The 24,042-nt window shown below is 75.5% G+C and carries 24 protein-coding genes; 17 read left to right on the forward strand and 7 right to left on the reverse strand.

The annotated features are described in order from the left end of the window. Window positions 1-35: 35 nt before the first annotated feature. Both KDL28_RS06960 and KDL28_RS06965 read right to left on the reverse strand, forming a co-directional pair. Window positions 36-530: a (2Fe-2S)-binding protein gene (locus KDL28_RS06960; RefSeq protein ID WP_252436420.1), complete on the reverse strand. Its 495-nt coding sequence runs from the start codon at window positions 528-530 to the stop codon at window positions 36-38. Between the two features lie 2 nt (window positions 531-532). Further along, the gene (locus KDL28_RS06965) at window positions 533-1,408 is read right to left on the reverse strand and encodes an FAD binding domain-containing protein (protein WP_252436422.1); all 876 of its coding nucleotides are present in this window, start codon (window positions 1,406-1,408) and stop codon (window positions 533-535) included. Window positions 1,409-1,533: 125 nt separating this feature from the next. Between KDL28_RS06965 and KDL28_RS06970 the strand changes: the two genes are divergently transcribed. From KDL28_RS06970 to KDL28_RS07030, 13 genes are all read left to right on the forward strand, one after another. Next, on the forward strand, window positions 1,534-2,475 hold the full coding sequence (locus KDL28_RS06970) for a LysR family transcriptional regulator (protein WP_252436424.1): 942 nt from the start codon (window positions 1,534-1,536) through the stop codon (window positions 2,473-2,475). A gap of 622 nt (window positions 2,476-3,097) precedes the next feature. Further along, window positions 3,098-6,205, forward strand: coding sequence for an ATP-binding protein (locus KDL28_RS06975; protein ID WP_252436426.1), 3,108 nt, complete (start codon window positions 3,098-3,100; stop codon window positions 6,203-6,205). Continuing rightward, the gene (locus KDL28_RS06980) at window positions 6,205-6,606 is read left to right on the forward strand and encodes a roadblock/LC7 domain-containing protein (protein ID WP_252436427.1); all 402 of its coding nucleotides are present in this window, start codon (window positions 6,205-6,207) and stop codon (window positions 6,604-6,606) included. Before KDL28_RS06975 ends, KDL28_RS06980 begins: the two co-directional genes overlap by 1 nt. Before the next feature lie 24 nt (window positions 6,607-6,630). Continuing rightward, window positions 6,631-7,197 (forward strand): GTP-binding protein, encoded by a 567-nt coding sequence (locus tag KDL28_RS06985; RefSeq protein WP_252436428.1) that lies wholly within the window; start codon window positions 6,631-6,633, stop codon window positions 7,195-7,197. Between the two features lie 41 nt (window positions 7,198-7,238). Beyond that, the gene (locus tag KDL28_RS06990) at window positions 7,239-7,862 is read left to right on the forward strand and encodes a Maf family protein (protein WP_252436430.1); all 624 of its coding nucleotides are present in this window, start codon (window positions 7,239-7,241) and stop codon (window positions 7,860-7,862) included. Window positions 7,863-7,871: 9 nt separating this feature from the next. Then, window positions 7,872-8,762: a sulfurtransferase gene (locus tag KDL28_RS06995; protein WP_252436432.1), complete on the forward strand. Its 891-nt coding sequence runs from the start codon at window positions 7,872-7,874 to the stop codon at window positions 8,760-8,762. Beyond that, window positions 8,759-9,199 (forward strand): SufE family protein, encoded by a 441-nt coding sequence (locus tag KDL28_RS07000; protein ID WP_252436434.1) that lies wholly within the window; start codon window positions 8,759-8,761, stop codon window positions 9,197-9,199. The genes KDL28_RS06995 and KDL28_RS07000 overlap by 4 nt, the downstream gene beginning before the upstream one ends. A gap of 146 nt (window positions 9,200-9,345) precedes the next feature. After that, on the forward strand, window positions 9,346-10,239 hold the full coding sequence (locus KDL28_RS07005) for a TIGR04222 domain-containing membrane protein (protein WP_252436435.1): 894 nt from the start codon (window positions 9,346-9,348) through the stop codon (window positions 10,237-10,239). Continuing rightward, window positions 10,232-11,041 carry an MbnB/TglH/ChrH family RiPP precursor modification enzyme gene (locus tag KDL28_RS07010; RefSeq protein WP_252436437.1) on the forward strand — a complete coding sequence of 270 codons (810 nt, stop codon included), beginning with the start codon at window positions 10,232-10,234 and terminating at the stop codon, window positions 11,039-11,041. Before KDL28_RS07005 ends, KDL28_RS07010 begins: the two co-directional genes overlap by 8 nt. After that, window positions 11,038-11,448, forward strand: a complete 411-nt coding sequence (locus tag KDL28_RS07015) for an SCO6045 C-terminal-like domain-containing protein (RefSeq protein WP_252436439.1) — start codon at window positions 11,038-11,040, stop codon at window positions 11,446-11,448. The genes KDL28_RS07010 and KDL28_RS07015 overlap by 4 nt, the downstream gene beginning before the upstream one ends. A gap of 145 nt (window positions 11,449-11,593) precedes the next feature. Beyond that, window positions 11,594-13,366, forward strand: a complete 1,773-nt coding sequence (locus tag KDL28_RS07020; RefSeq protein ID WP_252436441.1) for an acetyl/propionyl/methylcrotonyl-CoA carboxylase subunit alpha — start codon at window positions 11,594-11,596, stop codon at window positions 13,364-13,366. 270 nt (window positions 13,367-13,636) lie between these two features. Next, window positions 13,637-14,110, forward strand: coding sequence for a hypothetical protein (locus KDL28_RS07025; protein ID WP_252436442.1), 474 nt, complete (start codon window positions 13,637-13,639; stop codon window positions 14,108-14,110). Window positions 14,111-14,246: 136 nt separating this feature from the next. Continuing rightward, on the forward strand, window positions 14,247-15,152 hold the full coding sequence (locus tag KDL28_RS07030; protein ID WP_252436444.1) for an ESX secretion-associated protein EspG: 906 nt from the start codon (window positions 14,247-14,249) through the stop codon (window positions 15,150-15,152). A gap of 235 nt (window positions 15,153-15,387) precedes the next feature. Here KDL28_RS07030 and KDL28_RS07035 read toward each other — a convergent pair whose 3' ends face one another. Both KDL28_RS07035 and KDL28_RS07040 read right to left on the reverse strand, forming a co-directional pair. Continuing rightward, window positions 15,388-15,744: a hypothetical protein gene (locus KDL28_RS07035; protein ID WP_252436446.1), complete on the reverse strand. Its 357-nt coding sequence runs from the start codon at window positions 15,742-15,744 to the stop codon at window positions 15,388-15,390. Between the two features lie 72 nt (window positions 15,745-15,816). Beyond that, window positions 15,817-16,200 (reverse strand): VOC family protein, encoded by a 384-nt coding sequence (locus KDL28_RS07040; protein WP_252436447.1) that lies wholly within the window; start codon window positions 16,198-16,200, stop codon window positions 15,817-15,819. A 63-nt stretch (window positions 16,201-16,263) separates the two neighbouring features. Between KDL28_RS07040 and KDL28_RS07045 the strand changes: the two genes are divergently transcribed. Continuing rightward, complete coding sequence (locus KDL28_RS07045) at window positions 16,264-17,031, forward strand: AraC family transcriptional regulator (protein WP_252436449.1); 768 nt, start codon at window positions 16,264-16,266, stop codon at window positions 17,029-17,031. 36 nt (window positions 17,032-17,067) lie between these two features. Here KDL28_RS07045 and KDL28_RS07050 read toward each other — a convergent pair whose 3' ends face one another. After that, a complete protein-coding gene (locus KDL28_RS07050; protein ID WP_252436451.1) occupies window positions 17,068-18,471 on the reverse strand; it encodes an NAD(P)H-quinone dehydrogenase in 1,404 nt (467 codons plus the stop codon). A gap of 73 nt (window positions 18,472-18,544) precedes the next feature. On the opposite strand from KDL28_RS07050, the gene KDL28_RS07055 reads away from it, so the two are divergent. Then, window positions 18,545-18,994, forward strand: a complete 450-nt coding sequence (locus KDL28_RS07055; RefSeq protein ID WP_252436452.1) for a gamma-glutamylcyclotransferase family protein — start codon at window positions 18,545-18,547, stop codon at window positions 18,992-18,994. Between the two features lie 1,059 nt (window positions 18,995-20,053). Here the strand turns inward: KDL28_RS07055 and KDL28_RS07060 are convergent. After that, on the reverse strand, window positions 20,054-20,278 hold the full coding sequence (locus tag KDL28_RS07060; protein ID WP_252436453.1) for a Rossmann-fold NAD(P)-binding domain-containing protein: 225 nt from the start codon (window positions 20,276-20,278) through the stop codon (window positions 20,054-20,056). On the opposite strand from KDL28_RS07060, the gene KDL28_RS07065 reads away from it, so the two are divergent. Further along, the gene (locus tag KDL28_RS07065; RefSeq protein ID WP_252436455.1) at window positions 20,278-20,655 is read left to right on the forward strand and encodes a LysR substrate-binding domain-containing protein; all 378 of its coding nucleotides are present in this window, start codon (window positions 20,278-20,280) and stop codon (window positions 20,653-20,655) included. The genes KDL28_RS07060 and KDL28_RS07065 overlap by 1 nt on opposite strands. A gap of 16 nt (window positions 20,656-20,671) precedes the next feature. On the opposite strand, the gene KDL28_RS07070 is transcribed toward KDL28_RS07065, so the two are convergent. After that, window positions 20,672-21,913 carry an amidohydrolase gene (locus tag KDL28_RS07070; protein WP_252436456.1) on the reverse strand — a complete coding sequence of 414 codons (1,242 nt, stop codon included), beginning with the start codon at window positions 21,911-21,913 and terminating at the stop codon, window positions 20,672-20,674. A gap of 344 nt (window positions 21,914-22,257) precedes the next feature. Between KDL28_RS07070 and KDL28_RS07075 the strand changes: the two genes are divergently transcribed. Continuing rightward, window positions 22,258-23,973: a serine/threonine-protein kinase gene (locus KDL28_RS07075; RefSeq protein ID WP_252436458.1), complete on the forward strand. Its 1,716-nt coding sequence runs from the start codon at window positions 22,258-22,260 to the stop codon at window positions 23,971-23,973. The last annotated feature ends 69 nt before the right edge of the window (window positions 23,974-24,042 follow it).

Genomic DNA, 24,042 nt, shown 5'->3' on the forward strand with positions numbered 1-24,042 from the left:
GCCCGGGGCGTCGACGCCGGTGGTGTCGGTGGTGGTCATGCCTGGACCTCCTCGACCTCGACGCGCGCGGCGCGCTCCATCTCGGCGGCGGCCCGCACGGAGCGGACGATGTTCTCGTAGCCGGTGCACCGGCAGATCTGGCCGGAGATCGCGACACGGATCTCGGTGTCGGACGGGTCGGGGTTGCGGTCGAGCAGCGCGCGGCAGGTCATCATCATCCCGGGCGTGCAGAACCCGCACTGCAGGCCGTGCTTGTCGCTGAAGCCCTGCTGGACCGGGTCGAGCCCGGCCGCGCCGGCCAGTCCCTCGACGGTGCGCACCTCGCGCCCGTCGGCCATGACGGCCAGCACGGTGCACGACTTGACCGGCTGCCCGTCGAGCTGGACCACGCACACCCCGCAGTTGGAGGTGTCGCAGCCCCAGTGGGTGCCGGTGAGCCGCAGCTCGTCGCGCAGGAAGTGCACCAGCAGCAGCCGGGGCTCGACCTCGCGGGTGTGGGCGGCGCCGTTGACGGTGACGGTGATCTGCATGCTCAGGCCTCCGATCCGCGGGCGCGGGCCGCGGCGCGGCGCAGTGCCCTGGTGGTGAGCTCGCCGGCGAGGTGGCGCTTGTAGTCCTCGGGTCCGCGCTGGTCGGCGGTGGGCCGCACGTGCTCGGCGGCGATCCGGCCCGCCTCGGCGAACCGCTCCTCGGTGGCCGGGCCGCCGCGCAGGAAGTCCTCGGCCTGCGGGGCGCAGAAGTGCGCGGCGCCGACCGCGGTCAGCCCGATGCCGACCTCGCCGACGGTGTCGCCGTCCAGCCACAGCGCCGCCCCACCGGCCGCGACCGCCCAGTCGCCGACGCGGCGCTCGACCTTCTCGTAGGCGCTGCCGCTGCCCGTGCGGATCGGGACCCGGACCTCGACGAGGATCTCCGCGTCGCCGACGACCGTCTGGTAGGGCCCGGTGTGGAACTCCCGCGCCGGCACCTCGCGCCGGCCGGACTCGCCCTCGATCACCGCGACGGCGTGCAGCGCGGTGAACGCCGCGGACAGGTCCTCGGACGGGTCGGCCTGGCACAGCGACCCGCCGATCGTGCCGCGGTTGCGCACGACCGGGTCGGCGATCACCCGCTCGGCGTCGACCAGGATCGGGAAGTGCTCGACGGCCAGGGGCGAGTCGAGCAGCTCGGCGTGCCGGACCATCGCCCCGATCCGCAGCGCGCCGTCGGTGATGCTGATGCCGGTGAGCTCGTCCAGGTCGTTGATGTCGATCAACGTCTCCGGGTTGGCGATCCGCAGCTTCATCATCGGGATCAGGCTGTGGCCGCCGGCGACCAGCCGGGACTCCGGGCCGTACCGGGTGAGCAGGGCGATCGCGTGCCGGACTCCCGTCGCCCTCTCGTAGTCGAACTGGGCAGGCACCTGCATGGCGGGCTCCCCTCGGGCCGGACCCCCGTGTCCGGCGCTGCGAGCAGCGTGGCCGGGTCCGGCGGCCCGGACAACCACCGGCTAAGCGTTCCCTTAAGCCGGTGTCGAGCACCACAATCGCGTGAATGACCTTGAACCAGCTCACGGCCTTCGTGCTGGTGGCGCGGCTGGGCTCGGTCAAGGCCGCGGCGACGACGCTGGACGTCAGCGAGCCCGCGGTCTCCCAGGCCCTCGCCGCGCTGCGCAAGCACTTCGACGACCAGCTCATCGTGCGCGGCGAGAGCGGCATGGAGCTGACCGAGGGCGGGCAGCGGCTGGTGACCATCGCCGCCCAGATCGTCGGGCTGGGGGTGGAGGCCGAGTCGGCCGTACGGTCGGCCAGCGGCGCCCCCGACCGGCTCCGCCTGGTCACCTCCACCGACGTCGCCGAGTTCGTCGCCGGTCCCCTGTTCGACGCGTTCGGCACCCGCAGCGCCGGCGCCGTCGCGCTGACCACCGGTGTCGCCGGCGTCGCCGAGATGGGCGTGCTGGTGGCGCAACGGCTGGTCGACATGGCCATCGGCCCCGACCTGAGCGGCGTGCCGGGCCTGGTCAGCGAGCGCATCTTCCGCTGCCAGCTGGTCGTGCTCGGCGCCCCCGGCCACGCCCCGCTCGGACGGCCCGCGCAGTGGCACTGGTGCGTGGGCCCCAGCGGCACCGACCCGGACGGCGAGATCGGCCACCTGCTCCGGGCGCTCGGCGTCCCCGACGCGCGCCTGACCGTGTTCCCCAACCAGGCCGCGGCGTGGGACGCCGCCGCGCGCGGTGGCGGGGTGGCGCCGGGGCTGTCCCACCTGGCCGCCCACCACCTGCGGCGCCGGGAGCTGCAGGTGCTCGACGTGCCGCGCACCCCGGTGGAGCGGTACTGGTACGCGAGCACGCTCCCGGCCGACCGGCGCCACCCGGCGGCGTCGGCGTTGCACCGGTTCCTGGGCACGCCCGAGGCGATGCGGCTGCTCAGCAGTCCCGGCTCGGGGGTCCCGGCGTCGACCTTCCGCCCGCCGGTGCACGTGACCATCTGGAGCTGATCCGGCGAGTCGATGGCCAGACGGTGTGCGCGGTGCCCCGGGACACCCGACAACCCCGCCATCTCCCGAACCCCCGCCGGTCCCCTGGAGAAGTGCCCCCTGCTCGAGCTGAGGCCCGCCGGAGGCGCTCTTCACCCTCCTCCGAGGCGCTCTTCTCCCGGAGCGGACGCCGCGCGGACGCCCTCAGCAAGCAGGAACGCCACCGGGCGACGCGCCCAGCCTCATGACTACCCGTGGGCAAAGGCGGGGTGACGAGCGCCTCCGGCGGCACCTGCGCGGCGGGCGACCTCGGATCAAGCAGGGGCCTCGGGAGGGGAGTGGCGCTGCGCGCCGCTTCGCCTGGGCTCGCCTCGCGGCGCTGGCGCGCCGCCTCGGCGGAGCGAGAGTGGCTTTCCCGAACCACGTTGGACGAGAGTCACTTTCGCCCAACCAGGTGGGACGAGGGCGGCGAGGTACGGCGCGGCGGCCGTAGGCCGATCCGGGGCAACGTCGCTGAGGGTATGGACACGGTGACGCGCCGACGCAGTACTCTCCTCACTCCCCGCTGGCTTGAAGTTACTCCGCGTGATCACACTCAGCGTCATTCCCCGAATGGCTGACCCCATGATCACCGGGGAGATCGGTGCGAAGACCCATGTGGAAGGCGCTGCGCGACCGCCGCCCGAGCGGCCACGTCCTGGATACCGCCGACTGGCGGCCGGTCCACCGGCTGCTGCTGTGGGTCCTCGCCGCGCACGTGGCCGGGCTCGCCGGGCTCGGCATCGGGCTCGGCCACCCGCCGACCGCCGTCCTGCTGGCCGTCGTCGCGCCCGCGGTGTGCCTGGGCGCCGGGGTCCTCGCGCCCGAGCGGTCCGCCGTCGCGGCCGTCGCCGTCGCCGTCGGGCTCGTGTGCTCCTCGGCCGCGCTGATCGGGCTGACCGGGCTGGGCGCCGCCCGGTTCCACGTGTTCGTCGTGATCGGGCTGGTCGCGCTGTACCAGTCGTGGGCCCCGCTGCTGTCCGCTGCGGTGCTCGCCGTGGCCGGGCAGGTCCTCGCGCCCCGCCCCGGGCTGCCCACCACCGCCGACCCGCAGGACCCCGGCGCGTGGCTGCCCGCCGTCCTGTTCGGCGGCTGCGTGCTGGGTCTGGCGCTGGTGTCCGCGCTGCTGTGGGGCATCGCCGAGCGCTACCGCTGCGAGCGCGACGAGGTCGGCGCCGAGCTGACCGAGGCCGAGCTGGGCAAGCGGCGGTTCGTCTCGGAGCTGCTGGTCAACCTGGCCCGCCGCTCGCAGGGCATGGTCTACCGGCAACTGGAGATCCTGGGGCGGCTGCGGGAGGCCGAACGCGACCCGGACCTCCTCGCCGAGCTCCTCCGGCTCGACCACCTGGCCGTCCGGGTCCGCCGCAACGCCGGCAACCTGCTGGTCCTGGCCGGCGAGCAGGCGCCCCGCACCGGCGCCGGGCCGACGTCGCTGCGCGAGGTGGTGCGCGCCGCGATCGCCGAGACCGAGGACCTCGACCGCGTCCTGTTCGTCGTCGACGAGCAGCGCACGGTCGCCGGTCGCACCGTCGCCGACCTCACCCACCTGCTGGCCGAGGTGATCGAGAACGCGGTCCGGTTCTCCCCTCCCGACAGCGTCGTCACCGTCCGCTCGCGGCCCGACCACGGCGGCCTCGGCCGCGTGGTCACCGTGGAGGACTGGGGCGTGGGCATGCCGGAGGAGGCGCTCGCCGAGGCCAACGAGCTGCTCACCGCCCCGCCGGAGCTCGACCTGTCGGTCAGCCAGCGGCTGGGCCTGCACGTGGTGGCCAGGCTCGCGGCGCGGCACCGGATCGAGGTCCGGCTGAGCGCGGGCGCCGAGAGCGGCACGGTCTGCTCGATCGTCCTGCCCGACGGCCTGTTCGAGGCGGGCGCGACCCCGGCCGCCGACGAGCCGCCGCCCGCGGACACGGCCGACGGGGCCGGCACGACCCGCCTCCCCGTCACCGCGGCCGCGGCGGCCCCGGACGCCGTACGCGGCACCGCGCCCGCTCCGCCCGCGACGGCGCCGACGCAGGTCAGCGAGGCGCCGGTCACCGCGCGGGCCGCGTCCGCACAGGCCGGCGGCCCGGCCGAGGCCCTCACGGCGCGGGTCGCGCTGCCCGTCGTCCACTCCGCGGCCGCCGTCCGACCGACCGATCCCCGCATCCCGATGTCGGCCTCCGACCCCCGGCTGCCGGCGGTCGGGCGGCCCACCTCTCCGGAGGGGGAGGGCCCGTCCACGTCGCCGCGCGAGCGCGGCGACGCCTCGGACCCGCGCCTCCCGGCCACCGGCGCCACAGCCCGCGTCCCGGCGGCCCGCCCACCGGCCACGCCGGCCACCGGCGTCCCGAGCGCCGCGCAGGCCCGGGTCGCCGATGCGGCACCGCAGTCGCCGCCGACGACCCGCATCCCGACCACCGACCCGTCGACCGCGCGCCCCGCGGCCGCGGAGACCGCGACCGCCCGCATCCCGACCACCCGCCCGTCCGCCGCCGCCGCGCCGCCGCACCCGTCACCGGCGGAGACGTCCTCCCGAGGCGCGCCCGCATCCGACCGGACCGGTGAGGTGCCCGCGGTGGAGCCGCCGTCCGAGGTGCCGGCCACCCGGCGCCCCGCGGAGACCAGCACCCCGGCGCACGGCACGCCGCCGGCCACCGGCCGGACCGAGCCCCAGCGCCCGCGCACCTCCCCCGACCCCGAGCAGCCCGGTCCGTCCGCGGACCGGGTGGGCGAGGCCGGCCAGCCGACCCACCCGCGGCCGGCCGGGGCGCCCGCCGGTCGGGCCCCGGTCGCGGCCGGGTCGCGCCGGTCGTCCGACCGGCGGACGCCCGAGTCGGAGCCGCTGCCCGCGCCGTTCGGGTCGACGGGCAGCTGGGAGGGCTGGTGGGAGTCGCGCGGCGACACCGCGTCCCGGGGCGACTCGCCCTCCCCCGTCGCGGCCACCGCCCCCGCCACCACGGGACCGTGGCCGGTCGTCGGCCGCGACACCGGCCGCGGGCCGTCGCCGCGACCCCGCCCGCCCGTGGCCGCACCCCCCGGCCCGGCCCGGCCCACGCCGTCCACCGGCCCGATCACCTGGGTCGACCCGCCCGACTCCGCTCGCGACCGCGCACACCGTGCGGACCCGCCGTCGGGTCCTGCCCTGTTCGACCCGGGCGCCGAGCTGCGCAGGCGGGTCCCGCAGACCAACCTGGTCCCCGAGCTGCGCGCCGCACCGCAGGCCCCGGACCCGATCACGCCCGCGCCGCACGGCCACACCCGCGCCGCCGCCTCCGCGCTGTCGCGCTACCAGGCCAGCCGGGAGGCGGCCCGGACCGCCGTTCACGACCACCACGGACCCGCCACCGACGACCGTTCGGCGCTACCATATCGCCCGATCGCGACGAATCCTGCCGCCGAACGTTACGCACCGGCCCGTTCGGGCGAGACAGTCCCGGAACCCGGCACCGATCGGCCGCAGCCGACCCACCGGTTCGACGACGTCCCCCTCGACGCGGCAGGAGACGACCCATCAACAGCACCGGAGCACGCGTCCCGACCTGGGCCGACGGCCGACGCTCCCGCGCGGCCGGCGGCGGGCACCGCGGCCGCACCGGTGGGCGCGGTGAGCGACGGAACGGCCACGGGTGAGAATCGTGCGATGGACCGCGACGATCCCGACCCGGCCCGCGACGACGCCGCTCCGTCCGGCGACGCCCCGGCCGACGACGCGACGGGCGGCGAGCGCTGATGGCCGACGACCTGAGCTGGCTGCTCACCGACTTCAGCCGGGCGACCGCCGGGGTGCGCGACGCGATGCTGGTCTCGGCCGACGGGCTGAAGCTGGCCACGTCCCCCGACCTCGACCCGGAGCTGTCCGACCAGCTGGCGGCGGCCTCGTCCGGGCTGGTCAGCCTGGCCCGCGGGACGGCGGCGCTGCTCGACGCCGGACCGGTGAGCCAGACCATCCTGGAGATGGACCGCGGTTACCTCTTCGTCACCGCGATCACCCAGGGCGCGAGCCTCGCGGTGCACGCCGAGCGCAACTGCGACATGGGCAGCGTCGGCTACGAGATGACCCTGCTCGCGGCCCGCGTCGGACACGCACTCGCCCCGCAGACCCGGGCGGCCGCGGGCGACCGCTCCCGCTGACCTGCCCGTCGCGGGAGGTGCGCCGTGCGCGCTGACCGCGGCCCGGTGCCGCTGAAGGTCGTCGTGGCCGGCGGCTTCGGCGTCGGCAAGACCACCCTCGTCCGCGCGCTCTCGGAGATCCCGCCGCTGCTCACCGAGGAGCCGCTGACCTCCGCCTCGCTGGGTGTCGACGACAACGACGCCGTCCCGGACAAGACCACCACCACGGTCGCCATGGACTTCGGCCGGATCACCGTCGACGAGTCGCTGATCCTCTACCTGTTCGGCACCCCGGGCCAGGACCGGTTCTGGTTCATGTGGGACGAGCTGGCCCGCGGCGCCGTCGGCGCCGTCGTGCTGGTCGACCTGCGCCGCATCGACGACTGCTTCGCCGCCGTGGACTACTTCGAGAACCGCAGGCTGCCGTTCGTCGTGGCGATCAACGGCTTCCCGCTGACCACCGGGTTCAGCCCCGACGCGGTGCGCGAGGCCCTGGCCCTCCCCCCGGACACCCCCGTCCTGCACATGGACGCCCGCGACCAGGACTCCGGCCTGGACACCCTCGTCCGGCTCGTCGAGCACGCCCTGAACCGCATCGCCGCGACGACCTGACCGCACCCGCCGTCGACCACGCCGTCGTCTAGGGTCCGCCCGTGAAGGTCGTGCTCGCCTCCGCCTCCCCCGCCCGGCTGTCCGTGCTGCGCGCCGCCGGCATCGACCCGGCGGTCGAGATCGCCGACCTCGACGAGGACGCGCTGCTGGACGGCATGCCCGACGCCTCCCCCGCCACCAAGGTCACGATGCTGGCCTCGGCCAAGGCGACCACGATCGCGCGGCGCATCGCCGGCACCGTGCCGGAGGCCGTCGTCATCGGCTGCGACTCGATGCTGCACATCGACGGCGAGCTGGTCGGCAAGCCGGGCACCGCCGAGCGGGCGGCGCAGCGGTGGCGGGCCATGGCTGGCGGGCGCGGCGAGCTGGTCACCGGGCACGCCGTGCTGCGCACCGCGGACGGCGACATCGACCGGGCCGCCGAGGGGCACGCGGTCACCGGGGTGCGGTTCGCCGAGCCCGACCCCGCCGAGCTGGCGGCCTACGTCGGGACGGGCGAGCCGCTGGTGGTCGCCGGGGCGTTCACCCTCGACGGGCTGGGCGGGTGGTTCGTCGAGGGCATCGACGGCGACCCGTCCAACGTCATCGGGATCAGCCTGCCGCTCACCCGCAAGTTGCTGGCCGCGGTCGGCGTGCGGGTCACGGACCTCTGGAAGAGGGACTAACTTGGCGGTATGGCGCTTCCCGCTGACACCGATGCCAAGCTGGCCGAGTACGCCCACCCCGAGCGTCTGGTCACCACCGGGTGGCTGGCGCAGAACCTGGGGACCCGCGGGCTGGTCGTCGTCGAGTCCGACGAGGACGTCCTGCTCTACGACACGGGCCACATCCCGGGCGCGGTCAAGCTCGACTGGCACACCGAGCTGAACGACCCCGTCACCCGCGACTACGTCGACGGCGAGCGGTTCGCGCAGATCTGCGCCGAGCGCGGCATCTCCCGCGACAGCACGGTCGTCTTCTACGGCGACCGCAACAACTGGTGGGCCACCTACGCGCTGTGGGTGTTCGCCCTGTTCGGCCACGCCGACGTGCGCATCCTCGACGGCGGCCGGGCCAAGTGGGTCGCCGAGGGCCGCGAGATGACCACCGAGCAGCCCAAGCCGGAGGTCGCCGAGTACCCGGTCGTCGAGCGCGACGACCGCACGCTGCGCGCCTTCAAGGAGGACGTGCTGGCCCACCTGGGCAAGCCGCTGGTCGACGTGCGCTCGCCCGGCGAGTACTCCGGCGAGCTGCTGCACATGCCCGATTACCCGCAGGAGGGCGCCGTGCGCGGCGGCCACATCCCGGGCGCGGCGAGCGTGCCGTGGGCGCGGGCGGCCGCCGAGGACGCCACCTTCAAGCCGCGCGCCGAGCTGTCGGCGATCTACGAGCAGGAGCAGGGCCTGTCGGCGTCCGACGACGTCGTCGCCTACTGCCGGATCGGCGAGCGCTCCAGCCACACCTGGTTCGTGCTGACCCACCTGCTGGGCTTCGAGAAGGTCCGCAACTACGACGGCAGCTGGACCGAGTGGGGCAACTCGGTGCGCGTGCCGATCGTGCAGGGACCGGAGCGCGGAACCTCATGAGCGATCTGCCCCCCGCACTCGCGGAGCTGGTCGACGACTTCGCCGACGTCGGCCCCAAGGACCGGCTGCAACTGCTGCTGGAGCTCTCCCAGGAGCTGCCCGACCTGCCGGAGCGCTACCGGGACGCGGCCGCGACGATGGAGCAGGTCCACGAGTGCCAGTCGCCGCTGTTCCTGGCCGTCGAGGTCGACGACGACGCCGACCACCGCGTCCACCTGTTCTTCTCCGCGCCCCCGGAGGCCCCCACCACCAGGGGGTTCGCCGGGATCATGGTCACCGGGCTGGACGGTGAGCCCGCCGCCGACGTGCTCGCCGTGCCCGACGACTTCTACACGGCGCTGGGCCTGGCGCAGGCGGTGAGCCCGCTGCGGCTGCGCGGGATGGCGGCGATGCTGGCCCGGATCAAGAAGCAGGTGCGCTCGGCCACCGCCGCGTGACCCACCGCCACCGGCCCCCTCGGGAGATCGCCACTGCCCGACGGGGCCGGACCGGCAACCTCAAGTCCTGGTGAAGAACGTGGTCCAGGTCATGCTCCGGCGCGAGACTGTGCCTCACCACACAGAGCGCCGGGGGGTGTTCACGGATGATCGACGCAGCCGACACCTGGGGGATCAGCAGCGGCTCGTTCCTCATGACCTACGCCGTCCTGGCGGTCGCCGTCCTGCTGGCGTGCCGCGGCGCGCGGCGCGCGCTGACCGACCCGCGCGGGGCGGTCGGTGAACCCGACACCCGGCGCCACCCGCACGACCTGGCCTTCCTCAACGGCGGTCCGCCGCTGGCGGTCTACTCCGCGCTCAGCGCGATGAACCTGCGCGGCACGATCACCTCCGAGCGGGGGACGGTGCGGGCCGCGGGGCGGCTCGACCCCGGCGGCGACGACCTCGAGCGGTCGATCCACCGGGCCGCCTCGAACGGGGTGCACCGCAACCGGCTCATCACCCACCACTCGGTGTGCACGGTGCTGGACGCGTCCAAGCAGCGGCTGGTCAAGGCCGGTCTGCTGCTGTCGGACGAGCAGCGCGGCCGCATCCGCCGGGTCGGGCTGTGGATGGTGGCGGTCGCGGTCCTCGGGCTGCTGCGGGTGCTGGCCGGCGTGTCGAACGCGCAGCCCGTCGGGTTCGTCACGGCGATGATGGGCGTGGTCACCGCGATCGCGGTCTTCCTGCTGGCGCGGGCGCCGCGCCGGGCGCGCGCGGGCGACCGGCTGCTGGCCCGGTTGCGCACCGAGCAGCACGGGCTGTCCCCGACCAACCGCCCCGACTGGACCGTCTACGGCCCGGAGGGCGCGGCGCTGGGCATCGGGATCTGGGGCATGAGCGCGCTGTGGGCGTCCGACCCCGTGTTCGCCGACGAGCTGGCCCTGCAGCGCCAGGCGTCCGGCGACGGCGGGAGCAGCGGCAGCGGTGGGGGCGACGGCGGGAGCGACGGCGGCGGGGGCGGTGGCGGCTGCGGCGGTGGGGGCGGCTGCGGTGGCTGAGCCGATCGGGCTCCCGGCCGGGGTCGGGATCGGCTGGCGGCCGGAGATCGCCGCGGTCGTCAGCGCGGTGCCCGACCTGGCCTTCTGCGAAGTGATCGCAGAGGCCCTGGCTCCCGCAGTTCCACCTCGAGGGGTGGTGGAACTGCGGGAGCGGGGCGTGCCCGTCGTGCCGCACGGGGTGCGGCTCTCGCTCGGCGGCACCGACCCGGTCGACCCGCGGCGCGTCGCCCACCTGGCCGCGTGCGCCCGCGCGCTGGACGCACCGCTGGTCAGCGAGCACGTGGCGTTCGTGCGGGCCGGCGGGCGGGAGGCCGGGCACCTGCTGCCGGTGCCGCGCACCGCGGAGGCGCTCGACGTCCTGGTCGGCAACGTGCGGCGCACGCAGGCCGAGCTGGACGTGCCGCTGGCCCTGGAGCCGATCGCCACCCTGTTCGACTGGCCGGAGGACAGCTACGCCGAGGGCGACTTCCTGACCGAGCTGCTCGAGCGCACCGGCGCCCTGCTGCTGCTCGACGTGGCCAACGTCTTCGCCAACGCCGTCAACCGCGGCCAGGACCCGGACGCCGTGCTGGCCCGGTTCCCGCTCGACCGCGTCGCCTACGCGCACGTCGCCGGGGGCGTCGAGCACGACGGCTTCTACCACGACTCGCACACCGCGCCGGTCCCGCGCGAGGTCGTCGGGTTGCTCGACCGGCTGGACCGCGCCGCCCCGGTGATGCTGGAGCGCGACGGAGCCTTCCCGCCCGCCGCGGAGCTGACCGCCGAGCTGGCCGCCATCGCCGGCGCCGTGCGGGCCGCATGAGCGCCGGGTTGGCCGCCCGGCAGGCGGAGCTGGTGGCCGCGCTCGTCGCCGGCGGACCGCTGCCGGCCGGTTTCGACGCCGTCCGCGTCGAGGCGGCGCGCCGGGCGCTGCTGCGCAAGCGGGCGGGCGAGGCCGCGAAGGCCTGGCCGGTGCTGGCCGCGGCCCTCGGCCCGGACTGGGTGCCCGCGTTCGCCGCCGACCGGGCGGGCACCGAGCCCGCGGGCGGCCTGCGCGACGGCTGGGACCTGGCCCGCAACCTGCGCCGACGCGCCGAGCTCCCGGGCGCGGCCGCCGTCGAGCTGGCGGCCAGGGAGGCCGAGCTGCGCTACGACGGCCGATCCGCCCCGCGCCCCCGGGCGCTGGCCCCGCTGCGCCGGACGATCTCCGGGCTGCGCCGCCGACGCTGATCGGGCACCGGGCGCGGATGCGCTCGCCCCGGCAGTGACACCCCCCACGGTCGGACCCGGCGCAGGCGCCGAACATGCCTAAACTCCGCGGTAACCACCCGGCGGCGCGCGGAGGCGCCGCCCGGAGCCACGAGGGAGGCCGATCGTGCCGCGCCTGACCAAGGTTCTCGTCGCGAACCGCGGGGAGATCGCCGTCCGCGTCATCCGGGCCTGCCGGGACGCCGCCATGGCGAGCGTCGCCGTGTACGCCGACCCCGACCGCGACGCCCCGTTCGTGCGGCTGGCCGACGAGGCGTTCGCGCTCGGCGGCAGCACCGCGGCCGAGTCCTACCTCGACATCGACAAGCTGATCGGCGCCGCGAAGCAGGCCGGGGCCGACGGCGTGCACCCCGGCTACGGCTTCCTGTCCGAGAACGCCGACTTCGCCCAGGCCGTCATCGACGCCGGGCTCACCTGGATCGGCCCCACCCCGCAGGCCATCCGCGACCTCGGCGACAAGGTCACCGCCCGGCACATCGCCACGCGCGCGGGCGCCCCGCTCGTGCCCGGCACGTCCGAACCGGTCGGCGGGGCCGACGAGGTCGTGGCGTTCGCCGAGGAGCACGGGCTGCCGGTGGCCATCAAGGCCGCGTTCGGCGGCGGCGGGCGCGGGATGAAGGTGGCCCGCGAGATGAAGGAGGTCGCCGAGCTGTTCGACTCGGCGGTCCGCGAGGCCACCGCGGCGTTCGGCCGCGGCGAGTGCTTCGTCGAGCGCTACCTCGACAAGCCGCGCCACGTCGAGGCCCAGGTCCTCGCCGACACGCACGGCAACGTCATCGTCGTCGGCACCCGCGACTGCTCGCTGCAGCGGCGGTTCCAGAAGCTGGTCGAGGAGGCGCCCGCGCCGTTCCTGACCGACGAGCAGCGCTCCACCATCCACGAGGCCGCCAAGGCCATCTGCAAGGAGGCCGGCTACCACGGCGCCGGCACCGTCGAGTTCCTGGTCGGCCAGGACGGGCTGATCTCGTTCCTGGAGGTCAACACCCGGCTGCAGGTCGAGCACCCGGTCTCGGAGGAGACCAGCGGGCTCGACCTGGTCCGCGAGCAGTTCCGGATCGCCGAGGGCGAGGTGCTCAACCTCCTGGAGGACCCCGAGCCGCGGGGGCACTCCATCGAGTTCCGGATCAACGGCGAGGACGCCGGGCGCGGCTTCCTGCCCGCCCCGGGCGCCGTCAGCGCGATCTCGTTCCCGGCCGGGCCCGGCGTGCGGGTGGACGCGGGTGTGGAGGCCGGCTCGGTCGTCGGCGGCCAGTTCGACTCGCTGCTGGCCAAGCTGATCGTCACCGGCTCCGACCGGGCCCAGGCGCTGGAGCGCTCCCGGCGCGCGCTGGCCGAGTTCCAGGTCGAGGGCATGGCCACCGTGCTGCCGTTCCACCGGCTCGTCGTCGACGACCCGGCGTTCGCGGCGGCCACCGGCGACGACTTCACCGTGCACACCCGGTGGATCGAGACCGAGTGGGACAACACGGTCACCCCGTTCGAGGGCGCGGCCGAGGCGGAGGAGCCCGCGCCCCGGCAGTCCGTCGTGGTCGAGGTCGGCGGCCGCAGGCTGGAGGTCACCCTGCCCGGCGACCTCGCGCTCGGCGGTGGGGGCGGTGCCGCCGCGGGCGCGGCCAAGGCCGCCCCGCGCAAGCGCGGCGGCGGCAAGACCGCGGCGGCGTCCGGCGACGCGGTGACCGCCCCGATGCAGGGCACGATCATCAAGGTCGCGGTGTCCGACGGCGACCAGGTCTCCGCGGGCGACCTGGTGGTCGTGCTGGAGGCGATGAAGATGGAGAACCCGGTCACCGCGCACAAGGGAGGCACCGTCACCGGCCTGGCCGCCGCGGCCGGCAACTCGGTCACCCAGGGCACCGTGATCTGCGAGATCAAGGACTGACCCGCCCGCTGGCGGGTTTGCGCCAGCCGGTAACGCGACGATCACCGGCCGGTCCCGCGCGCCGTATTCTGGGGCGGCCAGGTTCATTCCACAGCGACCCCGCACCGTACTGACAAGTGCACAGCGGACAGCAGTGACGCACCCGTGTTTCCACTCCACGGGGCCCGGTTCCTCCGCCACGCGGGAGTGCCGCGCCGCGGATCCGTCTGCCACGCAGGCTTCGGCCGCGCCGCGGACACGCCCCCCTCACTACGGCGACCAGGATCCGTCATGCGTACCGATTTGCTCGTTACCAGCCACGTCCACACCGACGGGCCGATCCCCGGCCCGCACTCACTGCTCACCCTGACCTCGGCCGCGCACCTTCCCGGCGGCACGGTCACCGACTCGATCAGCATCAACCTGCGCGTGCTGCCCGGTGCCACGCTCCACCCGGTCTCCCTCCAGAGTTGGCGGAGGCGACCGGAGGACTGGCTCTGCACCCGCCGGGCCGCACGCCCACCCGCCGTCGCGATGAACGCCTACGCCAGTTGGGTCGACCAGCTCCACGGCCGACCGGTGTTCGTCGCCGACACGACCGACCCGGACTACCTGTTCCTCTACTGGTACCTGCAGCGGTTCACCGGGCGCTGGCCGTTCGAGGCCACGCTCACCGATGCGGACCTGCACGAACAGCTGGAATGCCGCACGATGTGCCCGCTCGCCGGGTGCCACGGCGCGGCGGCCCTGGCCCGGATCAGCTGACCGAGCCACCCGGCACGACCCGACGGCCGGTGCGGATCCCGCACCGGCCGTCGGCGCGTCCGGGCCCGTTCGCGGGTGCACACGATTTCCCCCGTTCCGCCCGGGGCAGGCGCACCGCCGACCTACCGTCCGCGCCATGCCGACGACCGGGGAGGCCGTGATGACCGAGACCAGCGCCCGCACGCTGCGGGTCGCCGAGCCGTCCGACGAGCGCCACGTGCTCACCGCCGCCGAGTTCGACGTGCTGTGGGAGCGCCTGGGCCTGGGCCCCACGCCCGTCGTGCTGCGGCTCGACTCGCCAGGGCGCACCCGCACCGAGCGCCGCGAGATCGAGGCCGCGGGCTGGCAGGCCCTGCGCCGGCGCGGGCTGGCCGGGCCCACCGGCGCCCACCCCGAGCTCACCCGGCTGCTGCACCTGCTCGCCCGCCCGTCCGTCGCGCTGGAGCTGCGCGGCTGGTGGGGCCGCACCGTCCGGGCCGTCGCCGCGGGCGATTCCGACGCCGGCGTCCTCGCCGTCCGCCAGGACGGCTCGCTGACCGTGCGCGCCTGCGGCTCCCTGCCCTCGGCCCTGCTGCGGGTGCTGCCGTCCGCCCCCGCCGGGCCCGGCCGGGCCACCACCCTGCCGACGTCGGTGCTGTCCGCGGCCCTCGGCGCCGCGCCCGGCGGCCCACCGCCCGGACCATCCCGGGGGACGTCGCCCCTGGCCACGGTCGGCGGCCTGCGCTCGGCCCTGGTCGCGCACGGCGTCGCCGCCGCCGACGCCGGCCTGCTGGCCCGGATGCTCGGCAGCACCGAGAAGCGCGCCCAGCTCGTCGCCCTCACCGGCGACCGCTGGGGCGGCACCACCCGCGCCGGCGGCGTCCTCGGCGTGCTCGACGGCGCCCGCGGCCGCTACCTGATCACCCGCAGCACCGGCGAGGACGGCGTGGAGTGGACGACCGTCGCCCCCACCGACGACCGCCGCCTGCGCCACCGACTGGGCGAGCTGCTGGCCGGCGCGATCCCGCGCGACGCCCTGCCCGCGGACGCCCTGCCCGCCTGATGGCACGAAGCCGCCGCACCTCCGGAGTTGCGGGGCACGGCGCGCACCGTCTGGTCGCCGCGCGCATGTTCTGACGTGCGCGCGGTGGCGGCTGGGTGCGCGCGGTGGCGCGACCCGATCGCGTCCATCCCCACGAAACGCGTCGACCCCGCCGGCTCCCCATGCCGGCGGGGTCGACTCCCCCCAGGTCAGCCGCTCGCGGGTCCCCACCTCGCGAGCGGCCTCCGCTCAGTGGCTACTGCGCCCCCACCTGCCGGCGCCCGGCCACCGCACCCGCGACGCCCGCCACCACGGTGACGATGCCCAGCAGGAGCGCGACCAGGCCGAGCCCGCCGACCAGCAGCCCGACGACGGCCGACACGCCACCGACGGCGAGGCCGGTGCGGGCGATGGCGGCGCCCTGCTTGTCGCGGGTGAGGAAGCGGGCCGCCCCCGCGGTCAGCAGGATCGCGACCAGGCCGCTCAGCGGCGCGAGGACGGCGTCGAAGGGCAGCACGGCGATGGCGACGTCGTCGACGAACTGGGCACCGGTCCCGGCCAGCAGGACCGACCCGGTGCTCACCGCCGTCGAGGTGCTCAGCGAGGTGGTCATGGCACTTATCGTCGCCCCGACCGGGAGCCCGGGTATCGGGGATGACCCCGAGCCCGACCCCGGTCGCGGCGGCTAGCCGGCCTCGGGGTCGTACTGCATGGCGCCGACCGCGTTGCCGTCGGGATCGGCGAGCCAGGCCAGGGTGCCGACGCCGGCGATGGTGGCCGGCTCGGCCAGCACCCGCCCACCGCCCGCCCGGGCGGCCCGCAGCACGGCGGGCAGGTCGTCGACGCCGAAGGTGCCCTCCAGCCCGAGCATGCGCCCGCCGGGCAGCAGCTCGCGGCGGCGCTGCAGGGCACCCTGGATGCGGCCCCCGCCGTCGGAGCCGTCGCGGATGTGGAAGAAGCCCGGCGGGCCCCACGGGTCGAAGGACCAGCCGAAGGTGGCGGCGTAGAAGCGCCGCGCGGCGTCGACGTCGGTGGCGTTCAGGGCGAAGTGGCGCAGGACCGAACTCATGGGCCCAGCATGACCCCGCACGGGGTTGGCGCACCGTCGTTCGATCGGCGCAGACTGTCGCGGATGCGTCAGGTCACCGATGACGACCTGCTGGCCCGGTCCTTCTCGGTGACCATGCCCGGCGGGACGTTCGCGCTGCCCACCGAGCCGGGCTGGCACCAGCTGGTGCACGCCTCGGCCGGGTCGGTGCGGGTGGAGACGGGCGGGGCGCTCGGCCCGGGTCGGGCCGAGGTGCGGGTGCTGCCGCCGCACCGGGCGCTCTGGTTGCCCGACGGCTGGCGCGCCCGGATCGGCGTGCACCGCCGGGTCGCGCTGCGCACCCTCTACCTGACGGAGCCCCCGCGGCTGCCGGCCCGGCCGCTCGCCGTCGACGTGGCGCCGCTGCTGCACGAGCTGATCCTGCAGGCCGTGCGCGACAGCCCGCTGCTGCGCGACTCACCCGAGCACCGCAGGCTGCTCGACGTGCTCGGCGACCGGCTCGTCCGCGCCCCGACCGCGCCGGAGGTCCTCCCGCTGCCCACCGACCGACGGGCCCTCGCCCTCGCCGACGCCCTGCGCGCCGACCCCGCGGGCACCGCGCCGCTGCGCCGGCTGGCCGAGGGCACCGGCGCCGGGCACCGCACCCTGGAGCGGCTCTTCCTGGCCGAGACGGGGCTGACGATCTCGCGCTGGCGCCAACGGCTGCGGCTGCTGCTGGCTACCGAGCTACTGGCCGCCGGGGAGCCGGTGACCGCGGTGGCGACCGCCGTCGGCTACGCGACGCCCAGCGCGTTCACCGCCATGTACCGCGCCCACCTCGGCACCACCCCGTCGAGGACGAGGTCGTCGTGACCACCAGGCCTTGTCGATCCAACGGGTTCGTTCTGGTCAGTCGAGGTCGCCGTGGCGCATCAGCTGGCGGGCGGCCTCGGTGATCGAGCCCGACAGCGACGGGTAGACCGAGAACGTGTGGGCCAGGTCGGCGACGCTCAGCCCGTTCTGCACGGCCATCGCGATCGGCAGGATCAGCTCGCTGGCCACCGGGGCGACCACCACCCCGCCGATCACCACACCGGTCGCCGGGCGGCAGAACAGCTTGACGAAGCCGCGGCGCAGGCCCTGCATCTTGGCCCGCGGGTTGGTCGAGAGGGGCAGCATGATCGTGCGCGCGGGCACCTCGCCCGCGTCGATCGCCTTCTGGCTGATGCCGACGGTGGCGATCTCCGGGCGGGTGAACACCGCGGCGGCCACCGTCTTCAGCTTGATCGGCGCCACGCCCTCGCCCAGCGCGTGCCACATCGCGATGCGGCCCTGCATGGCGGCCACCGAGGCCAGCATCATCACGCCGGTGCAGTCGCCCGCGGCGTAGACGCCGGGGACGGCGGTGCGCGAGACCCGGTCGACCGGGATGAACCCGCCGCGCCCGATCTCCACGCCGATCTTGTCCAGGCCGAGGTCGCCGGTGTTGGGCACCGAGCCGACCGTCATCAGCGCGTGCGAGCCGGAGACCGTGCGGCCGTCGGACAGGGTGACGACGACGCCGTCGCCCTCACGGCGGACCGAGTCGGCTCGGGCCTGGGCCAGGATCTCGACGCCGCGGTCGGCGAACACGTCCTGCAGGACGGCGGCCGCGTCGGCGTCCTCGCCGGGCAGCACCCGGTCGCGGCTGGACACCAGCGTGACCCGGGCGCCCATCTCCACGTACGCGGAGACGAACTCGGCGCCGGTGACCCCCGACCCGACCACCACCAGGTGCTCGGGCAGCTCGGTCAGGTCGTAGAGCTGGCGCCAGGTGAGGATGCGCTCGCCGTCGGGGTGGGCGTCGTCGAGCACGCGCGGGGTGGCGCCCGTGGCGATGAGAACCACGTCGGCGGGCAGCGCCTCGTGGCCGCCGTCGGCGGTCTCGGCGTGCACGGTGTGCACCGCGCCCGGCACCGACTCGCCGCCGAACGTCGCGGTACCGCGGATGATCCGAACGCCCTCGCGCTCCACCCGCGCCCGCACGTCGGCCGACTGGGCCAGCGCCAGCGACTTGACCCGCTGGTTGACCGTCGGCAGGTCGACCGCGACCGCCTTGCGGTCGGCCACGAGCCCCAGCTCGGGGGCCCGGTGCAGGTCGACCCGGATGCCGGCCGAGGAGATGAACGTCTTGGAGGGCACGCAGTCGTCCAGGACGCAGGCCCCGCCCATGCCGTCGCGCTCGACGACGGTGACGTCGCTGCCGTGCTGCGCCGCCACCAACGCGGCCTCGTAGCCGGCCGGGCCACCACCCATGATCACGATCCGCGCCACCCGACGCCACCTCCTCCGGCCGTCCGTCTTCCCCGATCACGGTACGCGGAGGCGGTCGCACTACCCTGTAGCGGTGCCCCTCTACGCCGCCTACGGGTCGAACATGGACCCCGAGCAGATGAAGGAGCGCGCTCCGCACTCCCCGATGACGGGCACCGGGTGGCTCATGGGCTGGCGGTTGACCTTCGGCGGGGAGGACTACGGCTGGGAGGGCGCCCTCTCCACCGTCGTCGAGGAGCCCGACTCCCAGGTCTTCGTCGTGCTCTACGACGTCTCCGACCTCGACGCCGCCCAGCTCGACCGCTGGGAAGGCGGCGAGCTCGGCCTGCACAAGAAGCTCCGGCTGCGCGTGCACACCCTCGACGGCGACGCCCTGGCCTGGGTCTACGTCCTCGACGCCTACGAGGGCGGCCTCCCATCGGCCCGCTACCTCGGCGTGATCGCCGACGCCGCCGAACAGGCCGGCGCCCCCGACGACTACGTCTCGGCCCTGCGCACCCGCCCGAGCAGCAAGTCCGTCTAGCCCTCCGGACGAAAGCCACTCTCGCTCAAACCGGCGCGGTTCGGCGGGGGCCCCAGCACCGCGCGCACCGTGTGGCCACCGCGCACACGTCCCGACGTGCGCGCGGTGGCGGCTGGGTGTGCGCGGTGCCGAGCGGTGTGCGCGGTGGGGCGAGGTCGGGCCCACGCACGGCGGCGCGCAGCGCCACTCCTCCCCCGAGGCCCCTGCCGTCACCTCGGCGCGCACGGCAGAGCGCGGCCGACGCGACCCCCGCACCCCACCTCGCCAACCGGCGGCCGACGCTCCCAACCGTGCGGGGGTCGCGGCGGACGTGCTTCGCTGGACGTGACGACGTGACGGCAGGGGCCGGACCCCTGCTCGATCCGAGGGCGCTCGCCGCGGAGGCGCCGCCGGAGGCGCTCTTCACCCCGCCAGTGACTCAGCCCGCTCGCCCGAGGCTGGGCACGCCGCCCGGCAACGTTCCTGCCTACCGAGGGCGTCCGCGCGCGTCCGCTCCAGGAGAAGAGCCCATCGGCGAGAGGGGGAAGTGCGCCTCCGGCGGGCCTCGGCTCCAGCAGGGGGGCCGAAGTGCCCCCTGCCGTCGCGTCGTCCCACGAAGGTTGGCATGGCCGTCCCGACCCCCGCCAGCGTGGTACCGGGGTCGGGTTGGCGCGGTGTGGCGGGGGCCGTGCCGGCAATGCACGCTGCGCGTGCCGACGCGACGGCAGGGGGGCACTTCTCCGGAGGACCGGCGGGGGCGAGGTCCGCAGGGGTCCGGCCGGATGGGTCCCTGGGCACCGCGCGCACCACGTGGCCACCGCGCACACGTCCCGACATGTGCGCGGTGGCGAGTAGGTGCGCGCGGTGGCGACCGGGTGTGCGTGGTCATCGCGGAACGGGCGCAACCCCGACCCGCCCGAGCGAGTGGCGCGGTCGCCCAACCTCGTCGTGCGGGCGCGCCACTCGCTCACGGCGGAGCCCCCGGCGGGGGTCCAGGGCACCGCGCGCACCGTGTGGCCACCGCGCACACGTCAGGACATGTGCGCGGTGGACGCTGGGTGTGCGCGGTGGGCTCCTCCGTCAGCCGAAGTCCGTGGAGCGGGAGAGCTCCTCCCACGCCGCCAACTCGGCCGCCAACGCCTCGTGCTGGGCTCGCATCGCGTCCACCGCGTCGTTGCCCAGCGCCGGCCGCCCCGGCGGGTCGTCGCTGTCCAGTGCCGTCAGGACCGCCGCGGCGGCCTTGGCGGGGTCGCCGGGCTGCCGCCGGTCCATCGCGTCGACCGCGGCCGCCCGGTCGCTGCACATTGCCCAGCAGTCACCGTCCCAGCAGCTCGCGGCCCTGGAACGAGTCGTGGCCGCCGTGGCACGCGAGCTACGACGAGGACTACCGGGCCGCCGGGTTCGTCCCCGACGTCGTCGCCCGCGCGGCCGGCGTGCCCACCCTGCTGGGGCTGGTGGCGGCGGGCGTGGGCGTCACCCGGTTGGCCGCGTCGTCGCGCGGGCTGAGCGACGCGCGCGTCGCGTTCGTCCCGCTCGTCGACGACCGCGTGTCGACGGTCGTGGCCTGGCGCCCGGACGACGCCCGCCCGCTGGTGCGGGCGCTGGTCGAGCTGGCCGTGGAGCCGGCCGGGGCGAACGCCCTGCTCCCCGGTCGTGAGTGGGTATCGCGGTCGGGACCGTGATACCCACCCACGAGGTTCACGGGGTGGTGAGGGCGGCCAGCGCGGCCTGGGTCAGCACGCGGACGCCGAACGGCAGGGCACGCTCGTCCAGGTCGAACGTGGGCTGGTGGATGTCGCGCATCGGGCCGTGCCCCGGCCAGACGCCCAGCCGGGCCATGGCGCCCGGCACGTGCTCGAGGTACCAGGCGAAGTCCTCGCCGCCGCTGGACTGCTCGGTGCTGGTGGCCGCGTCCGGGCCCAGGATGGTGATGGCCGAGTCGGCCAGGATCCCGGCGCTGACGGCCTCGTTCACCACCGGCGGCACGCCGCGGACGTGGTCGAGCTCGTAGGTGACGCCGGTGGGGGCGAGCAGCTGCTCGACCAGCATCCGGATCTTGCCCTCGAGCTCGCCCCAGGTGGCGTGGTCGGCGGTGCGCAGCGTGCCGCGCAGCACGCCGTGCTGCGGGATCGCGTTCGCGGCCTCGCCCGCCTGCACCGCGCCCCAGACGAGCACGGTGCCCGAGCGCGGGTCGACCTGGCGGGTGAGCAACAGCGGCAGCTGGGTGATCAGCAGCCCGAGCGCCTCGACGAGGTCGGCGGTCAGGTGCGGGCGGGCGGTGTGCCCGCCCGGCGACTTGAGCCGGACCTCCAGCAGGTCGCACGCCGAGGTGATCGGCCCCACCCGGGTGCCGACCCTGCCCACGGCCAGCCGCGGGTCGCAGTGCAGCGCGAAGATCCGCTGCACGCCCTCCATGGCGCCGTCGGCGACGATGTCGAGCGCGCCGCCGGGCTGGACCTCCTCGGCGGGCTGGAAGATCAGCCGGACCCGGCCGGGCAGCGACGGCGCGGAGGCCAGCGCGAGGCCGGCGCCGAGCACGATGGCGGTGTGCGCGTCGTGCCCGCAGGCGTGCATGACGCCGTCCACGGTCGACGCGTACGGCAGGCCGGTGTCCTCGGCGAGTGGCAGCGCGTCGAGGTCGGCGCGCAGGGCTACGCAGCGCTCGCCGTAGCCGATGTCACACACCAGGCCGGTGCCCGACGGGAGCGTGCGCGGCTCGAGACCGACGGCCGTCAGGCGACGGGCCACCAGCTCGGTCGTGCGGTACTCCTGCCGGCCCAGCTCGGGGGCGGCGTGCAGGGACCGGCGGGTCGCGACGACCTCACCGGTGTTGGCCGCCAGCCAGGCGTCCAACCAGGCCGGACCGCTGCCGGCGCCGAGATCGGCGACGGGCTGTCCGCTGGACTCCACGAGGTCGGTGTGCGCATCCAGCAGGGTCACCGGACACCACCGCCGACGGTGGGCGACGGCGGCACCGTCGCTGCTTCGTCGTGCATCGGCCAATGGTGCTCACCCGCTCGGCGGTGTACCAACCCAAAAAGTGGTCTACGGCGGATTCCTCGGCGAGGGGTTGCGGATCTGCTGCGGGCGGGCGGACCCTCAGGGGCGAACGGTTCTGGCCACTCGCGCCGAACGGGCTTCCGCGCCGCTCGTCGCACCATATGGTTCGCCATGGGTCGGGGTACCCCGTCCGGCGGGTCGGAACGCGACCGGCCCGCACCCGGTCGGGGCCGTTCATGGGGGGTGGCGACGCTCGGTGAACGGGCGCTGGTGAGAATAGGGGGGTGTCCAGCCTGAGGGACGGCCAGCAGCGCCTCGTCGGTGGCCGCTACCGGGTGGCAGGGCTGCTCGGCAGCGGCGCCATGGGCACGGTGTGGTCCGGGTTCGACGACGTGCTCCAGCGCCGCGTGGCGATCAAGGAGCTCAAGATCCCGGCGGGCGTGCCGACGCACGAGGCCGTGGAGGCCCGCGAGCGCATCATGCGCGAGGCGCGGGCGTTGGGTGGGCTCTCCCATCCCAACATCATCACCGTGTTCGACGTCGTCGAGGTCGACGGTGACCCGATGGTGGTGCTGGAACTCGTCCAGTCCCGCAACCTGGCCACCATGATCGGCGAGCAGGGCGCGCTCACCGCGGCCCAGGCCGCCGTCGTCGGGTTCGCCACCGCGGGCGGGCTGCGTGCCGCGCACCGGGCCGGCATCACCCACCGCGACGTCAAGCCCGGCAACGTGCTGGTCGCCGACGACGGCCGGGTCAAGCTCACCGACTTCGGCATCGCCCGCAACGTCGCCGACGCCCCGATGACCAGCGTCGGGCTGGTGCTGGGCTCGCCCGCCTACATCGCGCCCGAGGTGGCCGCGGGCCAGGCCGTCACACCGGCGGCCGACCTGTGGGGCCTGGGCGCCACGCTGTTCGCCGCCGTCGAGGGCCGTCCGCCCTACGACGTGCACGGCGACCCGGTCTCCACGATCACCGAGGTGGTCGACGGCGACGTGCCGCGCGTGCGCAGCATGGGGCCCGTCGCCGACGTGATCAGCCTGCTGATGGTCAAGGACCCGGACGCCCGGATCTCCCTCGAGGAGGTCCGCTCCCGGCTGCGCCCGCTGATCGACGACCCGGACGACCCGGTCTACCCCGGCTCCCCGGACGCGCCGACGATGGCCGCGATGGCCATCGGCGCGCCGAACCACGCCCCCACGCACGGGCACGCGCAGGGGAGCACCCAGATGCGCGGGCGCCCCGCGCCGCGCGCCGAGGCCCCGACCTACACCGGCGGGCGCACCGAGTTCACCGGGGCCGCGGCCGCGCTGCTGCCGCCCGCGCCCACCGGGGCCCAGGCCAAGGTCTCGCCCACGCCGCTGGCCCCCAGCCCGGGCCCGCTGCCCGGCGCACTGGCCCGGCCACCGTCGGCCCGCCCGACCGACCTCGTCGACCCGGTGCCCCGGCGCTCGGCGTCCCGCCGCCGGGCCTCGGGCACCCAGACCACCTGGATGCTGATCGCGGCCGGCGCGGTCGCCGTCCTGATCGGCGCCTTCATCGGCTGGAGCGTCACCCGGATGGTCGGCGGCCAGTCGATGTTCACCACCCTCAACGTGACCAGCCCCACCGTCGCGGTGAACACCCACATCGACCCGCTGGGCTTCACCATGCAGGTGCCCCGCGACTGGGAGGTCGACGGCACCGGCCGCGAGCCGGGCACCCCGACCGCCTCCTTCGTCAGCCCGGACCACTCCGAGGAACTGGCCGTCGAGCGGGTCGCCACCGACCAGGAGGCGCTGACCCGGCGCGACTCCCGGCCCTCCGCGGTCACCGACCGCCCCGACGGCAGCCGCGAGCTGACGTTCGAGAGCGACGACCGCAGCTCGTGGCGGCGCATCGTGCCCACGGCGAGCGGCGAGTTCTGGATCGTCACGCTGACCGTGCCCGCCGACACCGCGGACGAGCGCTCCGCCGAGCTGTTCGACCGGCTCTCCTCCGGCTTCGTGGTCATCACCGGCTGACCGGAGGCCCCCGCGGCGTCGGTGAATCCACCGCAGCATGATCGGCGGCACCGCTTAGGCTTCCGGCCC

Source organism: Pseudonocardia humida, from assembly GCF_023898865.1.
Classification (GTDB): Bacteria; Actinomycetota; Actinomycetes; order Mycobacteriales; family Pseudonocardiaceae; genus Pseudonocardia; species Pseudonocardia humida.

What these genes read in the sequence shown, in the direction of transcription:
- KDL28_RS07005 (WP_252436435.1), top strand. Translation starts at nt 9,346, where the DNA reads ATGATCGACGCAGCCGACACCTGGGGGATCAGCAGCGGCTCGTTCCTC.
- KDL28_RS07025 (WP_252436442.1), top strand. Translation starts at nt 13,637, where the DNA reads ATGCGTACCGATTTGCTCGTTACCAGCCACGTCCACACCGACGGGCCG.
- KDL28_RS07035 (WP_252436446.1), bottom strand. Translation starts at nt 15,744, where the DNA reads ATGACCACCTCGCTGAGCACCTCGACGGCGGTGAGCACCGGGTCGGTC.
- KDL28_RS06995 (WP_252436432.1), top strand. Translation starts at nt 7,872, where the DNA reads ATGGCGCTTCCCGCTGACACCGATGCCAAGCTGGCCGAGTACGCCCAC.
- KDL28_RS06960 (WP_252436420.1), bottom strand. Translation starts at nt 530, where the DNA reads ATGCAGATCACCGTCACCGTCAACGGCGCCGCCCACACCCGCGAGGTC.
- KDL28_RS07060 (WP_252436453.1), bottom strand. Translation starts at nt 20,278, where the DNA reads ATGTGCAGCGACCGGGCGGCCGCGGTCGACGCGATGGACCGGCGGCAG.
- KDL28_RS06965 (WP_252436422.1), bottom strand. Translation starts at nt 1,408, where the DNA reads ATGCAGGTGCCTGCCCAGTTCGACTACGAGAGGGCGACGGGAGTCCGG.
- KDL28_RS07045 (WP_252436449.1), top strand. Translation starts at nt 16,264, where the DNA reads ATGCGTCAGGTCACCGATGACGACCTGCTGGCCCGGTCCTTCTCGGTG.
- KDL28_RS06970 (WP_252436424.1), top strand. Translation starts at nt 1,534, where the DNA reads ATGACCTTGAACCAGCTCACGGCCTTCGTGCTGGTGGCGCGGCTGGGC.
- KDL28_RS07000 (WP_252436434.1), top strand. Translation starts at nt 8,759, where the DNA reads ATGAGCGATCTGCCCCCCGCACTCGCGGAGCTGGTCGACGACTTCGCC.
- KDL28_RS07040 (WP_252436447.1), bottom strand. Translation starts at nt 16,200, where the DNA reads ATGAGTTCGGTCCTGCGCCACTTCGCCCTGAACGCCACCGACGTCGAC.
- KDL28_RS07015 (WP_252436439.1), top strand. Translation starts at nt 11,038, where the DNA reads ATGAGCGCCGGGTTGGCCGCCCGGCAGGCGGAGCTGGTGGCCGCGCTC.
- KDL28_RS06980 (WP_252436427.1), top strand. Translation starts at nt 6,205, where the DNA reads ATGGCCGACGACCTGAGCTGGCTGCTCACCGACTTCAGCCGGGCGACC.
- KDL28_RS07030 (WP_252436444.1), top strand. Translation starts at nt 14,247, where the DNA reads ATGCCGACGACCGGGGAGGCCGTGATGACCGAGACCAGCGCCCGCACG.